Raw genomic sequence first — 15,317 nt, forward strand, 5'->3', positions numbered from 1 at the left:
CCCGCTGCGCACTTCGTGCGGCGGGGGTCCTGCCGTCCTGCGGAAAGATTTGGGGGCAAAGCCCCTGGCCTCCCCTACGTTAGCTTCGCTGACGGCGGCTACAGGGACCTACGCTTTGTAAAAGCGCCGGGCTGATAGTTGCTTTTTATTGGTAGGGGCTCTTGCTAGATAGGGGCACTTACTAGTGACAGGCTTCGCCTGTGCGCTTGGTTTACGCTGCGCTTGTTTCTTTGTATTCGAAGACTGGTTCTAGGAGGTCTTCGATGTTGCAGTGTAGGACTTTTGCAATATCCCTCACTGTCGTTACCGAGGCTTCGTTGATGTTTCGCTGGCGCTGTTCGTACATTTGGATTGAACGGAGCGATACACCCGATTCGTATGCCAGGTCTTGTTGGGTTTTTTTAATCCTCTTTCTTGCTAGCGCCAGTTTAGTCTGACGCGGCGCCTTCTTCGCCATATCACAGACAAGGCGCGCCACGCGCTCCTCCGAGGCCTCATGCCAGGGGTAGTACAGGTTTCGCAGCGCATCAAATGGAACAACATGAAGCAGATCTTCGAACGATCCCCCTAGGCGCCACTGCAAATATGCCAGTATCCAGCCCGTCCAATATTCTGGTGTCTTCTCAAATCGGTAGGTCCGATCTGGCATCGACCCTGTTTGGTAACCAGATCTTTCGGAGATGAGCGCAAATAGTTCAACGCCCGACTTTCCCGACACTACCCATGCGTTGCCGCGTTCGAACTCGCGAGCTACGCCGCTCAGGCAAAAGAGTTCAGCAACTTCCGATCCTTCTGCTCCGTAATCGTTAACGGCATAGTCGAAGCAATCCCCGAGGTTGTTCATTGCGTCCTCAAGGTAATAGACGGGATATGTCCTACTCGGCCCACGATCCGTTAACTCTTGGATCATTTAAATCAACCCTCCCTGCCATCAAATCCCTAATGTCGACACCATCAGAGTCAAATCCGTTTACCGTATCCAGGTACTTTCGTCGAGCGTTCTGTTCTCGCTCAAATCGTTTGGGATAAAACTCAGCTCCCGAAGCCTGCTTCCAATCGCGGAACTTAATCGCCGAGAACGCACGCTCACTCATAAGCGCATATTGAATGCCCAAATCCCCCAAAAACATAATGCGCTGCAATTGCCTGAGCGAGATCATGCCGTTGACAAACTGTCTTGCAAACGAGAAATAGGAATCGTCTGCACGATAGCCTCGAATAACGTCATAGGGAGAAATATCAATCAGGCAGTTATCCAGCAGATAACGAAGCCCCTCGCGTGCTACTGGCGTTGAAACATTGAACTCTCTGTTATTCGCCAGAATTGCAAGCCAGTTGAGAATCGAGAACTCACCTGATTCCAAATCCAAAATCGCAAGGCCATCTAAATCAAGCTCATATCGATTGGCAATGCCATCAGACTCGGTCCGACATGCCCACTCCATTGCCATTTCCTCATGCGGTGTGCAATAAAACCCGCGCCCATAGTCATTGAATTGCCTGCATTTATCCAACGATGGATGCTCGACAACAACCTCCGACCCGTGCCAAAGCTCCATATCGACCTCCTAAAAAATATCACCCCAGTGATAGTTTACCAATAACTATCACTGGGGTGATATGAACGGGGGCTTTTGACGGTTTAACCCTGACTAGAGGCAGGCCTCGGCGATGCGCTTTTTTAGTTCGTCGATACCCACGCCGGTCTGGGAGCTCGTGATGATTACATTCTCGGCCGGGACGTTGAGCTGCTTTTTGATGGCTGCTGCTTGGCGAGCCTGCTGGGTGCGGCTGAGTTTGTCGGCCTTGGTGAGGCAGACGATAAAGTTGAACTCGTTGCCCTGTAGGTAGTCGATCATGTCGTGGTCGAGCTTGCTGGGGTCGTGACGAATGTCCACCAACGAGACGACCAAGTTAAAGCTGCGCTCGGAGTCGAAAAAGTCGCCGATAAGCTCGGCCCAGCGGTCGCGCTCGGCCTTGGAGCGACGGGCGAAACCGTAGCCCGGCAGGTCCACGAAATGCACGTCGTCGGCCTCGAAGAAATTGATGTTGCTCGTCTTGCCCGGCGTGCTCGAAACCTTGACCAGGTTCTTGCGGCCAAATAGCTTGTTCATGATGGAGGACTTGCCCACGTTGGAGCGGCCGACGAAGCTCACCTCAGGGCAGGTGGACTCGGGAATCTGCGAAACCTTGCCGTAGCTGGCAACGAACTTGGCAAGCTGATAGTTAATGGAATCGGCCATGGACACTCCTTGGTCGTAGGTTCTTACAAATAGACGCGCTATTGCGCAGCGGCAATGCGGCGGACGATATCGAGCGTGATGTCACTTGCGACACGCGCGTACTCGAACAGATCGAACTCGCGCTCGCAAATTGCATCGTACGCCTCGTCACAATTATCGCTGATAGCGCGCAACACCAGGCAATCGACACCATTTTTGGTTGCGACATGGGCAATTGCCGCGCCCTCCATGCCGACACAATCGGCATGCGTCGCCTCGATAGCGTCGTTGCGCATGGTGGCGCCCGTCACAAAGCGGTTACCCGTGGCAATCGTGCCGACCAGGAACTGCTTGGTGCCCTCATTCGAAGCGACTGCATTTGTCGAAGCGTCAACAAACCCACGCTCAGCAAGCACGTCGGCGGCAATATCGACCAGCGCGGGCGTCGAGCCAAACTCCTCGAGCCCCGGTGCGGACTCGGCGATAAGCGCGGTATCGGTATCCAGATAGCGTAGGCGTTTGCCAATGACCACGTCGTCGATATGGAGCTTGGGGTTCAAACCGCCCGCAATGCCCGAAAACACAACAGCCTGCGGAGCATACTTGCTAATGAGGTGCTGTGTTGCAGCAGCGGCGTTCACCGTGCCCATGCCCGCCGTTGTGGCGACAACTGTCAGGCCGTCGAGCTCACCGCTCACAACGGTCAAGCCCGCCTCCCGTGCCTCGCAAACGTCGCTCAGCTCTTCCTTAATCTGCATGATCTCTTTTTCGAGCGCACCGATAATCGCGATGGTAGCCATACCATTCCCCAAACCTATTCGAAATTCTCAACCACGGTATGGTACCAGCATTTTGTTTGACCTCGTCAAACGAACACGCTAAGCCAGTGCAGCTCGCGTATCAAACAGAGCCTTTGCAATCGCGGCCGTAACCTCGCTCGAGCGGTCGCTCCACGGCATCGATGTCATGATACCCATGACATAGGTACAGCCATCGATGTCGATAAGGCCCGCATCGCATGTCGAGTAGTAACCATCCTCGCTAATCCAGCCTGCCTTGTTGCGCACCAAAACCTGCTCGTCCGCAATGCCATCGCGAATAAACGAGCGCGATGTTGATGCCAGAAGGCCCGACAGCCATTGCGACGCCTCGGTGTCACAGCTCAAATACTCACTCATCTCTCGCCACAACTTTGCCGAGGTGCGCGGGCAGTAGGTCGGAAAATCACTCATCGGATTCAGTGCCGTTTCGCCATCAACACCCAGATTGGCAATCCAATCCTCATAGCCATCATGGTCAAACGCCGCGCGTAACGCGATAAACGAATCGTTGTCTGAGTTGACGACGACATTCTCGATAAGGTTGCGCACCGTCTGCCAGCCCATGCTGTAACCACCATACGTGGCTAAAGGCCCATCGAGCGACACCTGCCCCGATTCGACCAACGTCTCGCAAATATAGAGCGCATACAGCGCTTTGTAGCTGCTCGCTCCATACACCTCGACATCGGCGTTATACGTCACGCCCCTACCGCTCGATAGGTCGTAGAACACTACACCCACATCGCCCAGCTCCTGCGCCCGACACAGGGCATCCTGGAGCGAGGCAAGGCTCTCATCCTCCAAGGCAGGAGTCTTGTTATCCACCAACGAGAAGGTCCGAACGGTATCACCCGAAGGGATATCGTTGAAGTCCGCCTTCGAAAGTCTCGTCTTGAGATCTGCCGTCGACAGAGCTTGATCTGCCGACGCTTTGGACTTTGAAACCTTCTCGTTTTGCAGCTGTACCGTTGACGCATCTGGGCGCACCGTTCGCTCCGAGGCGTAGGTTTTAACGGTAATTCCGAGGATAATAACCGCCGACGTTAGCATCCCAATGGCGGCAATCTTCCTCACGCGGATGCGAGCGCTGGCAAGGCCACGCGAAGACGTGCCCTTCGTCTTATATCTGCTGCCATGCTGCGGCGCATACTCGTCCCGCGATGCGATGTTTCGCACGTGGTCTCCTGACTGCCACCGTTTATATACGAGCAGCATGATACCGAGCAGGCATTTCTTTCCAAAGATATTCAGCGGCGTTTAAGGTGTCTTTAAAGAAACCACAAGCGTATTTATCCAAATGGCACGATTCTGTTGCGCATCTCACCGCAACCCAGAGAGCAGTCTTTTTAGGACGGGGCTCTTTAGCAATCAACTAGGTGCCCAGGGACACTCATTTAAGTCTGTCCCCAATGAGTGCCCTTGGGGAACGAAAATGGCATGCTATCCGATAGCGTTTTTGAGCTCCGCGCGGCGCTTTTTCATGCCGGTCATAACGGCATTGCGCAACTCGGGCATGCGCGCGGTATCCATCTGGGGCACGCCCTCGAGCTTATAGGGAATGCCCAGTTGCTCGTACTTGACGACACCCATCGTGTGATACGGCAGCATTTCCAGGCCCACCACGTTGTGCCATGGAGCGATGAGGCGACCGAGTGCCTCGCACTCCTCCACCGTGTCGGTAATGCCCGGCACCACCACGTGACGGATAACGACCTTGATCCTGCGTCGCGCCAGCTCATCGCCAAACGCCAGGATACGTGCAGGATCGCAGCCGGTCAGCTTTTTATGCTCAGCCGGATCGGCATGCTTGATGTCGAGCAGCACCATGTCGGTCTCGTTGAGAACGGCATCGAACTTCTCGGGGTGGTTGGGATCGAACGCATAGCCGCAGCTGTCCAAGCAGGTATGCACGCGGCCATCGGGGTTGTTGTGCATTGCACGGAACAGGTCGGCCAAAAACTCAGGCTGTAGGAGCGGCTCGCCGCCGGACACCGTAATTCCGCCGCTGCGATAGAACTCGTGGTTACTCTGGAACTCATCCATGAGGTGCTCGACGGTCACCATGGTGCCGCCGTTGACCGACCAGGTATCGGGATTGTGGCAATACGCGCAGCGCATGGGACAGCCCTGAACAAACACCACAAAGCGGATGCCGGGTCCGTCGACCGTTCCCATCGTCTCGATCGAATGCACGCGGCCAAGGGCAAACGCAGAGTCCTCGGGACGAGCGTCCACACCCTCAAGCGTCATTTCTGCCATTCGCGCTACCTTGCCTCTCCTTGGATGCAACCAATTAAAATGCCAGAGCCATTCTAGCCCATACGCATGATGGTGAAATGGTTTAGCGGTCAATTGGGTTGTTCTATTTGACCCCACGCAAGAGCGGCGGGAGGGTTATCGCAGCCCGCCCGCCGCCGAGGCAATAGATATCGATAGACGCCAGGCCTTACGCCTTGAGCGTGAGCACCGCGCCGAAGGCGGTCGGGCCGCAATGGCTCGAGATGACGCCGCCGACCTGAGTCCAGGTAACGTCCTTAAAGCCCAGGTCGTGCGCATAGACTTCCATGTCGTCGCGCAGCTCCTCGGAAAGACCTACCGAATATGCCAAGCCAATGTGCGAGTAGTCGATCTCGCCCTTGGCAACCATGTGGTCAATAAAAGCGCGGGCGCATTTGAGCATAGAGCCGCGGAACTTCTTGGTTGCCACGAACTTGCCGCCCGTTACCTCAATGCAGGGCTTAATCTTGAGCAGATGGGCGCCCAGGAACGCGACGTTGGACAAGCGACCGCCCGCCTTAAGGAAGGCAAGGTCCGTAGGAACAAAGCCCAGCAGCACGCGGTCCATGACGGAGTTCGTAAATGCAAAGATCTCGTCGACGGTGGCATCGGGGTGAGCCTCGATGTATTTGGCGGTCTCGACGACAACGAGCGACTGGCCTACCGAGACAAAGCGCGTGTCCATGGAGTAGACGTAATCGCGACCCTTGGCGGCGATCTTCGATGATTGATGCGAGCAGGTCGTGGCCTCGGAATATGCAAGATGCAAAATAGTCGCGTCGGGTTGCTCGGCATGGATGCGGTCGTACACATGCGCAAAATCCGCTGGCGAACAGCCACTGGTCTTGGGCATCACACCAAACTCGTTACAGCGCGAATAAATCTCGAGCGGATCAATCGAGCCGTCCTCGACGGTCTCGTCGCCAATCGTGACATGCATGGGCACGCGCACGATGCCGTAGCGTTCGCAGAGCTCTGGCGTCACATCCGAACCAGATTCAACCACGATTACGTACTTGCCCATTCTTATCACGACCCATCTCGACGTTGGTTTTTTAATATATGACGCACGTCCGCCGTCCTGCTGCAGAACGGCCTCCAAGCGCCAAAGAGACGCCGTCCCTTGCACACAACAAAGGACAGCGTCTCCCTGGAAAACTCCGTGCTTAACTGAGATTCTACACGGTTTATTAAGGAGTGTTACTTATTCCGCAAACGGTCGCTATACGCGATAAGCGGTAGCTGGCCGCGGCAACTGCGACACATTCCGCCCAACAAGTCCAATCGTGCTCCATGCACGGTTAATGAGCGAGGCGGTAGAAATCCATCGACGCCGCACCCTCGGCGTGCAGCTCCATCGTCGGAACCGCCGGCGAATAGGTACGGCTCGTAAGTGCCGCCTCGCCACCGTTGGCAAAAATCTCGACCATCGTAGTGTCCGAAAGCACGCGCAGGTCGCGAAGTTCGCCGAGCTCGATCGACCTCTGGTCGCGTCCATAGCCTTCGTCGCCCATATCGAGGGTAAGCATCCCGTCCGTATAACGCACAAAGACACCCTTGCGGATTTCGAGCTCGATCATCTTGGCTCCCTCGCAGGAAACCACGACATCAAACAGGCGTCCCGGCTCCTCAACGGTCTCACCGCCTACAGCACGAACGCAATCGCCGCGCATCCTCTCAATCTCGTGCGCCGGCCACTGGCAGAGCTTGCCGCCGCGCATGCTCAGCTCTCTCGGCATCGTCAGCGCGCACTGCCACCCGCGCGCCGCCGTCGGGCTTTCTGTCGTCGCATCGGGGCAACCCGACCATCCGATCATCAAACGCCGACCCGCAGCGTCCTCAAAGGACTGCGGGGCATAGAAATCAAAACCGGCATCGACCATCGGGGGCATGCCCTTCCCGACGATTTTAAAGCTCGGCGCCTCCCAATCGGCCTCGATGGGGAACCACACGCACTGATGCGGATTGCGGTAACGCCAACCATCGGCAGGCACACCCTGCGGACAGCAAACGAGAATAAGCTCGCCATCGAGCTCAAACAGATCGGGGCACTCCCACATAAAGCCAAACTTCTCGCCCAACTCAATGCGCGTCGCATAGCTCCAGTCCTCAAGATTGCGCGAGGTATAGACAAGCACGCAGCCACGGTCGTCTTTCGTACGAGCGCCCAGAACCATGTAGTAGATACCGTCGTGTTCAAGGATCTTGGGGTCGCGCACGTGCGTACCGATATCGTCGGGGTAATCGACCGGCCCAACAGCTATGCGCTTCTCGCCCAATTCGTCGGGATTCTCGGCAACCATATGAATCTGGTTTTGCTCACGGCCCGTCAACACGTAGTCGTAATCATCACGGTCAAAATGCTTAACGTTGCCGGTATAGAAGTAGTGAATCTTGCCATCACGTACAAAGGCAGAACCAGAATACGCTCCACTCGAATCCAAATCGGAATCGGGGAACAGCACGGGACCGTGATTCTCGTACGTCACAAAATCCTTTGTCGTCAGATGGTTCCAAAGCACTGGACCGCCATGCGCAGCATCGAACGGATCGTATTGATGATAGATGTGATACGTATCACCAATCTGAACCAAACCATTGGGGTCGTTGAGCCAGCCAAGCTCAGGCTCCACATGGAACAAAAGCCTATCGGGGTCGGACGCGATGCGAGCCGCCGTCTCATCCTGTCCGGCACGCCACTGCTCATAGTCCGCACGCATCACCTTGTTTTTTTGATTAAACATCGCCATTGACCTTCTCGTCTATAGGAAAGGACGCTCGACTCACACGAGCCGAACGCCCTTCCCCAAATGGACTTATCCGCACATTACGCTGAACGGCTCAACTAGAAGCTAACGTCGAAGCCAGCGCCAGCGCCCTCTTCATCGGTGGTCGGCACGCCCTTTGCCTTGTTGTAGGCAAAGATCAAGACGATCGGCACGATGAAGGCGATGAGATTGCCAGCCACATACCACACGAGGGTCTCGGGCGTGACGATGAGCAGGCCAAGCACGCCGGTCAGACCCTGACCGATAGCGCGTACCTCAAAGAGTTTCACGAAGGCACCGCCGCAGCCTGCACCGATGCAAGCGCAGATGAACGGAATGATCGAGTAGCGCATGTTTGCAGCAAAGATAGCGGGCTCGGAGATTCCGACCAGCGTCGGGATAAAGGACGACATGCAGATGTTGCGCTCTTTGGAATGCTTCTTGTGAATGAGATACATGCCGATGGCGCCGCCGCCCTGGGCGATGATGGAAACAGACCAGATAGCCTGAATGTAGTTGAAGCCGGTCGTGGCAACGAGATTAGCCTCGATACCCTGGATGAACTGATGCGTACCGGTAACGACGAGCGGTTGCAGGAACGCAGCGAAGACAAAGGCACCAAAGACGCCCATCCTGTTGTACAGGACATCGATTACGCCGGCAAGGACGTCGCCGATCAGGTTGCCGAGCGGGCCAAACACGGTGAACAGGGCAACGTTGGCAAGAATCAGGGTGACGGTCGGGACAAAGACAAACGAGACGACCTCGGGGATGTACTTCTGGGCAATCTTCTCGACCTTGGCCATAAACCAGGCAGTCAGGATTGCAGGGAACACGCCGCCCTGGAAAGCAACCATGGGAATGGAGAGCGGACCGAAGTTCCAGTACTCAGCACCCGTCGGGTCCATAACGAACGTGTTACGGTTCATAAGGCTCGGGTGAACCATGACGATACCGACGAGGATGCCCAGGATCGGGTTACCGCCAAAACGCTTGACCGCGCTGTACATAACCAGGACAGGTAGGTAGTCGAAGGTGGTGGCGATAATGGCAAAGAAGCTTGCGAGGTTCTTGAGGAACTCGCTGTGATCGGCGAGGCTGCCCTCCATGCCAAAGAGGCCGTTGGCAACGATCAGCGACTTAAGGCCGATGATGATAGCAGCGCCGACGAAAGCGGGAATGATGGGGATAAAGATGTCCGAGAATACCTTGAGGACCGAGAAGAACTTGCCCTTCTTGTCCGCCTCGGCGCCCTTGACCTCGGAAGCGCTGATCTCCTTAACGCCCGTCAGAGCCATAAACTCATCGTAGACCTTGTTGACGGTACCGGTACCGAAGATGATCATGAGCTGGCCGCTGTTGTACAGCACGCCCTTGACGCCATCGATGTTCTCGAGCTCGGCCTTGTTGTACTTGCTCGTATCCTTGAGCACCAGACGCAGACGCGTAACGCAATGCGTGGCGCCCTCGATGTTCTCCAGACCGCCGACGTTATCGACGACTTGCTGAGACACTACTTTGTAGTCCATGTTCCTCTCCATTCCCTTACGAAATCATAAAACGTTTTGATGCCATTACAGAGACGCGATCGTTGCATTTGCGCACTTGAGCGTACCGTCGGTGACCGTCAGCGCCACACCCTGGCCCTGCTTATTGCAGAATCGAGCGTTAAGCGCAACATCATCGACAAAGATGGTCGCGATATCGTCGTCAACGACCAGGCGCACATGATGAGTGCCCTCGCCCTTAAAGAACAACGGACGCTCGAGGCCCATGTTGTTGACCTGGAACCACGGATACTGGGGCGCCGCCGTAAACTCGAGCTTGCCCTCACGCAGGTTGGCGCGGAACTCATAGGCAAGACCGGACTCGGCGTCCTCGGCAAGCTTCACCGAGAAGCCGGCAGCGTCACCGGCGAGCTCGATGTCGGCATCGAGCATATAGGTGGAACCGGCATCCGCGGCGAGCACCTGCTCGACCTTGCCCGACTCGCAGGAGAGCTCAAAGGCCTCGACTGCCTTAGCCTCGCCAAAGGCGCCAAGCATGCTGTCAGGAAGCTTGGTGCCGAGCGTTCCGTCGGCACGCTGAACGATCTCGAGGGGCATAAAGGTGCCACCCCACAGGTAAGAGCTGGGGTCGCCGCCCTCGTCACGCGTAGGAACCCAACCAAAGAGAACGCGGCGCTCGCCGTCAAATGCGGTACGCGCGGCATAGTACGCGCGGCCATCGAAGGAATCGTCCGCAGGAGTGATCCAAGGACCGTTGATAGAGCGAGACATGCGGTAACGGGTCTTGTTGCCATCACTGTACTCGGAGAACACCAGATACCACCAGTCGCCCATCTTAAAGAGATCAGGCATCTCGAACATGGTGTACAGGCCCGGATTCCACCAGTCGCCCTGGAACTCCCAGGTATCCAGGTCCTTGGAGGTGAACTTGACCAGACGACCGGTCATCAGACGCTTGTCCTCGCCCACACGCGTGCCGAGGATGAGCATGTACTCTTCGTTCTCCTCATCCCAAAGCACAAAGGGATCGCGCCAGTTGCGGTCATCGTAACCCTCCTGGGGCGGAAGCAGCGTCTCGGCGATGTTCTTCTCCCACTTGACGGCGTCGTCACTCGTTGCGTGAAGAAGAACCTGCTTCATCAAGCGTGCCTTGACCTTATCGCGATTGCAACCAGTGTAGAGCGCATGGTACTTGTCGCCCACCTTAAACACCGTGCCGGCATAAACATACTGGTCGACTTCCTCGTCGCCGCCACGCTCAAGGCTCTCGCCAAAGTCTTTGTAATTGACGAAGTCCTTGGTTGTCGCGAGTGCCCAGCCAAACGGCTCTCCGAAAGGTCCGGGGTTTCGCGTGTCACGCTGATGATAGAGATAGAACGTGCCGTCCTCGCCGTACGGCATGATGTCGCCTACCCAAATTCCCTCAGGCTGGTAATACACCTTGTGCATCCGAGACTTCCTTTCTCACGAGATACTAACTCGGTACAACTGCAAGATATGTCAATCGTTTTCATATGTCAAACGTTTTCACACCAATACGTCTTTTCGCAGTTCCAGTCGTCGGCAAACGGTTGACATATGCCGGCGAACGGTCATCAGAGGCGTTTGAGGAATTCTTTTGGCACGGGATGAACTACGCGGTTTTACCCTCAATGAGTTCAACGGGGAGCTTGATATTCGATTCGGGCTTTTCGCCGTTAACAAGAGCGACGATGGATTGCGCCGCGAGCTCACCGATGCGATCGATATCTTGGCGTACGGTTGTTAAGTCAGGCATAAACGTCATAGTGCGGCGGGCACCATCCGCGCCCACGACCTTAATATCACCCGGAGCGCTCAAGCCGCGCTGCTTCATCACGTTAAGACAGATAGCCGCCATCGTGTCGTCTCCCGCAAAGATGCCGTCAATATCGGGGTTCTCATCGAGGATCTTCGCAACGACCGCGCTCTTTTCGTCGTCGGGCTTAACGAACTCGACCTCACGGACAAGCGCGGGCAAACCGGCCTGCTCAACAACATCGAGGTAGGCATCGGTACGCTTATTGGCAGGCATGCGCATGCGGCTATTGCTGCGCAGGCACAGGATGCGTGAACATCCGTCATCGATCAGGCGACGCGTGGCAAGTTCGCCGATGCTATAGCTGTCGCTCGCAATCTGAACAGAGGCTTCGCCAAGGTCGCAGTCGATACCAACCAGACTCAAGCCCATCTCGGCATACGCCTCGGCACCGATATTAAGCGAGTTGACGATGACGCCATCAACCATATTGCGTCGAAGCATGTCGATATAAGAGCGCTCAAGCTCGGGTCGATTGGCGCTATTGCACAGCAGCATCTTAAAACCGTTTTCGGCCAGGGTATGCTCAATGACTTGAACCACTTGGGCATGAAACGGACTGCTGACATAGGGGACGATCATACCGATAAGATTCAGGCGACCGTTGAGCATGGCACGGGCGATATCGTTGGGCGTATAGTTGATGCGCTTCATCGCGGCATGGACCTTATCGCGGGTCTCTTGGCTAATATAGCCGCGATTATTAAGCACGCGAGATACCGTAGTAGGCGAAACCCCCGCCACCGCCGCAACTTCCTTGATGCCAGGCTTAGCCGTATCCTTAGAACGAGCACTCTCGCGAGCCATAGCACCCTCCCGCATCAACATGTCATACGTTTACATACGAACAAAGCATACCCCAACAACAGCGGGATGACGGTAACAGTACAAGTAAGTAAACGACTCATCCAAATAATTAGGAGAGTTCCGCCTAAAGGGTGACTCCAAAGGACCCCACATGGCCGGTTTTGGGTTATTTTCCAAAACGTCCCGCAGGACGCAAAGGGCTCCGCCGCGCGAAGCGCGCAGCGGAGCCCTTTGCATGTCCGAGGACGTTTTGGAAAGTAACCCAAGACGACCCGGCGATCCTGCGGGAGTTAAACCCCTTTAGAACTTGTTGTGGAAGGTACGCGCAATGACCTCGTCCTGCTGCTCCTTGGTGAGCGTGTGGAAGTTCACGGCATAGCCGGAAACGCGGATGGTCAGCTGCGGGTACTTCTCGGGGTGAGCCTGAGCGTCGAGCAGCGTCTCACGGTTGAAGACGTTGATGTTCAGGTGGTGGCCACCCTTCTCGGCGTAAGCGTCGAGCATGTGGACCAGGTTATCGGCCTGAGTCTCGGAAACTTCAGAAACCTTCATAATGTGTCTCCTTCGATTGATAGGCGCCGGCCGAAACCGGCGCGCTAATCAGTAATCGTTATTGTTAGTATAGCACTAACAATAGTTACTCGCCCAGCTGATCAAGGTCGATATCGCCAAAGAACACCTGGTCCTCCTTGCCGAGCGCACTCGGGATGATGGAGAAGGTGTTGGAGATGCCGTCCTGAGCATCGCGGAACGGGAGCTTGGAAACCGAAGACAGCGAAGCGATGGCGCCGTGGCTATCGCGCTTGTGCATGGGGTTAGCACCCGGGGCGAACGGCTGGCCAGCCTTGCGGCCGTCGGGCGTGGAGCCGGTCTTCTTACCGTACACGACGTTGGAGGTAATGGTCAGAACCGAGGTCGTGGGCACGGAGTTGCGGTAGGTGTCGTTCATGCGGATGTACTCCATGAACTGGTGCACAACGTCGTGAGCGATCTGGTCGACGCGGTCGTCGTCGTTACCGTACTTGGGGAACTCGCCCTCGGTCTCGAAGTCGACGATGATGCCGTTCTCATCACGGACGGGGTGGACCTTGGCGTACTTGATGGCGGACAGGGAGTCAGCCACGACGGAAAGGCCAGCGATGCCCGTAGCGAACCAGCGGTGCACGTGCTTGTCGTGCAGAGCCATCTGGATGCGCTCGTAGCAATACTTGTCGTGCATGTAGTGAATGATGTTCAGCGAGTTGACGTACACGCCAGCGAGCCACTTCATCATGTCGTTGTACTTGGCCACAACGTCGTCGTAATCGAGCGTATCGCCCTCGACGGCGCGATACTTGGGGCCGACCTGCTTCTTGGAGACCTCGTCAACACCGCCGTTGAGTGCGTACAGCAGGCACTTGGCCAGGTTGGCGCGAGCGCCGAAGAACTGCATCTCCTTGCCGATGCGCATGGAGGACACGCAGCAGGCGATGCCGTAGTCGTCGCCATGATAGACGCGCATGAGGTCGTCGTTCTCGTACTGGATCGAGGAGCTAGCGACGGAAGTCTTGGCGCAGAACTTCTTGAAGTTCTCGGGCAGACGGGTCGACCACAGAACGGTCATGTTGGGCTCGGGGCTGGTGCCCATGTTCTCGAGCGTGTGCAGGTAGCGGTAGCTCATCTTGGTAACGAGCGTACGGCCGTCGACACCCATGCCGCCGATGGACTCGGTGACCCACTGCGGGTCGCCGGTAAACAGGGCCTGGTACTCGGGGGTACGGGCAAACTTGACCATGCGGAGCTTCATGATGAAGTGATCCACGAACTCCTGGATCTGCTCCTCGGTGAAGGTACCGTTGGCAAGGTCGCGCTCAGCATAGATGTCGATGAACGTAGAGGTACGGCCGATGGACATGGCAGCGCCGTTCTGCTCCTTGACGGCAGCAAGGTAGGCGAAGTACATCCACTGGATGGCCTCCTGCGTGTTGGTAGCAGGGTTGGAAATATCGAAACCATAGGTCTCGGCCATCATCTTGAGCTCGCCGAGGGCGCGGATCTGCTCCTGCAGCTCCTCGCGATCGCGGATGTTGTCGGCGGTCATGACCGTCGGGGTGGAAGCCTTCTGGGCCTCCTTGTCCTTGATCAGGTAGTCGACGCCGTACAGGGCAACACGACGGTAGTCGCCGATGATGCGGCCGCGGCCATAGCCATCGGGCAGACCGGTGATGATGTGAGCCGAGCGGCAAGCACGCATCTCGGGGGTGTAGACATCGAAGACGCCGGCGTTGTGGGTCTTGCGCTCGAAGGTGTAGCGCTCGACAACGTTCTCGTCGACCTTGTAGCCGTGCTGGCTGGCAGCCTGGCAAGCGATGCGGATACCGCCGTTGACGTGCAGCGCGCGCTTGAGCGGCTTGTCGGTCTGGAGACCGACGATGGTCTCCTTCTCGCGGTGGGCGTTATCGATGTAGCCAGCGGGGTGGCTCACGATACCCGTAACGGTCTTGGTGTCCATATCGAGGACACCGCCCTGCTCGCGCTCCTTAAGCAGCAGGTCGAGAACCTCGCCCCACAGCTCCTTGGTACGCTCGGTCGGGCCGGCGAGGAACGACTCGTCGCCCTCGTAGGGGGTGTAGTTCTTCTGGATGAAGTCTCGGACGTCAACCTCTCCCGTCCAGATGCCTTCCTTGAAGCCTTCCCATGCCTCCTGCATTGTGTAACCACGCTCCTAGTTACGTGTAATGCGGCGCTCTCTCACACCGCTGCTTATTGAATTCTTGAATTATCGGCTTGCACTACCGGCTTCTTCCGTTCTTCACCACACGTTGGTGCGGGGAAAACGTTTGTCCACCTTGGAACTACAACCCAAAACCCAAGATTTCACCCGTCTGAGAAGGATAACATAGCGACCCTCTCCATCTGGGCTGTTATATGTTTCTTTTTTTATATCATAAGGGCGTTTTTTACAAATCCGCAGGAAACGCGAGCGCGAACAACTACCGTTCACCGATTTGTATGTTATTTTTCCTTGCCTTTGTACGACGTTCGCTCTAGCTGTTATGCCAGCTTTAGCAGGGTAAAGTGTCCCAAAGACCCTACAG

General features: G+C 56.2%; 13 protein-coding genes. All 13 read right to left on the reverse strand.

Annotated features, from left to right (window positions below; translation table 11 throughout):
* Positions 1 to 211 precede the first annotated feature (211 nt).
* Positions 212 to 910 carry a helix-turn-helix transcriptional regulator gene (locus I2D57_RS08830; RefSeq protein ID WP_229026434.1) on the reverse strand — a complete coding sequence of 233 codons (699 nt, stop codon included), beginning with the start codon at positions 908 to 910 and terminating at the stop codon, positions 212 to 214.
* Positions 876 to 1,559 carry a DUF3990 domain-containing protein gene (locus I2D57_RS08835; RefSeq protein ID WP_117758363.1) on the reverse strand — a complete coding sequence of 228 codons (684 nt, stop codon included), beginning with the start codon at positions 1,557 to 1,559 and terminating at the stop codon, positions 876 to 878. The genes I2D57_RS08830 and I2D57_RS08835 overlap by 35 nt, the downstream gene beginning before the upstream one ends.
* A gap of 93 nt (positions 1,560 to 1,652) precedes the next feature.
* The gene (gene yihA, locus I2D57_RS08840; RefSeq protein WP_195362208.1) at positions 1,653 to 2,243 is read right to left on the reverse strand and encodes a ribosome biogenesis GTP-binding protein YihA/YsxC; all 591 of its coding nucleotides are present in this window, start codon (positions 2,241 to 2,243) and stop codon (positions 1,653 to 1,655) included.
* A gap of 38 nt (positions 2,244 to 2,281) precedes the next feature.
* On the reverse strand, positions 2,282 to 3,022 hold the full coding sequence (mtnN, locus tag I2D57_RS08845) for a 5'-methylthioadenosine/S-adenosylhomocysteine nucleosidase (RefSeq protein WP_055285410.1): 741 nt from the start codon (positions 3,020 to 3,022) through the stop codon (positions 2,282 to 2,284).
* Between the two features lie 78 nt (positions 3,023 to 3,100).
* Positions 3,101 to 4,219, reverse strand: coding sequence for a serine hydrolase (locus tag I2D57_RS08850; RefSeq protein WP_195362209.1), 1,119 nt, complete (start codon positions 4,217 to 4,219; stop codon positions 3,101 to 3,103).
* Positions 4,220 to 4,483: 264 nt separating this feature from the next.
* Positions 4,484 to 5,302, reverse strand: a complete 819-nt coding sequence (pflA, locus tag I2D57_RS08855; protein ID WP_195362210.1) for a pyruvate formate-lyase-activating protein — start codon at positions 5,300 to 5,302, stop codon at positions 4,484 to 4,486.
* Positions 5,303 to 5,489: 187 nt separating this feature from the next.
* Complete coding sequence (locus tag I2D57_RS08860) at positions 5,490 to 6,344, reverse strand: DegV family protein (RefSeq protein WP_195362211.1); 855 nt, start codon at positions 6,342 to 6,344, stop codon at positions 5,490 to 5,492.
* A 277-nt stretch (positions 6,345 to 6,621) separates the two neighbouring features.
* On the reverse strand, positions 6,622 to 8,064 hold the full coding sequence (locus I2D57_RS08865; protein ID WP_195362212.1) for a glycoside hydrolase family 32 protein: 1,443 nt from the start codon (positions 8,062 to 8,064) through the stop codon (positions 6,622 to 6,624).
* Positions 8,065 to 8,165: 101 nt separating this feature from the next.
* Positions 8,166 to 9,617, reverse strand: a complete 1,452-nt coding sequence (locus I2D57_RS08870; RefSeq protein ID WP_195362213.1) for a PTS transporter subunit EIIC — start codon at positions 9,615 to 9,617, stop codon at positions 8,166 to 8,168.
* Positions 9,618 to 9,662: 45 nt separating this feature from the next.
* The gene (locus I2D57_RS08875) at positions 9,663 to 11,045 is read right to left on the reverse strand and encodes a family 43 glycosylhydrolase (protein ID WP_117743236.1); all 1,383 of its coding nucleotides are present in this window, start codon (positions 11,043 to 11,045) and stop codon (positions 9,663 to 9,665) included.
* 184 nt (positions 11,046 to 11,229) lie between these two features.
* Positions 11,230 to 12,240, reverse strand: coding sequence for a LacI family DNA-binding transcriptional regulator (locus I2D57_RS08880; RefSeq protein ID WP_229055725.1), 1,011 nt, complete (start codon positions 12,238 to 12,240; stop codon positions 11,230 to 11,232).
* Between the two features lie 300 nt (positions 12,241 to 12,540).
* Positions 12,541 to 12,792, reverse strand: coding sequence for an autonomous glycyl radical cofactor GrcA3 (grcA3, locus tag I2D57_RS08885; RefSeq protein WP_117746636.1), 252 nt, complete (start codon positions 12,790 to 12,792; stop codon positions 12,541 to 12,543).
* A gap of 85 nt (positions 12,793 to 12,877) precedes the next feature.
* Positions 12,878 to 14,929 carry a formate C-acetyltransferase gene (gene pflB / locus I2D57_RS08890; protein ID WP_055310750.1) on the reverse strand — a complete coding sequence of 684 codons (2,052 nt, stop codon included), beginning with the start codon at positions 14,927 to 14,929 and terminating at the stop codon, positions 12,878 to 12,880.
* Positions 14,930 to 15,317 lie beyond the last annotated feature (388 nt).

The sequence above is a fragment of the Collinsella aerofaciens genome (genome assembly GCF_015553355.1).
GTDB lineage: Bacteria > Actinomycetota > Coriobacteriia > Coriobacteriales > Coriobacteriaceae > Collinsella > Collinsella aerofaciens_V.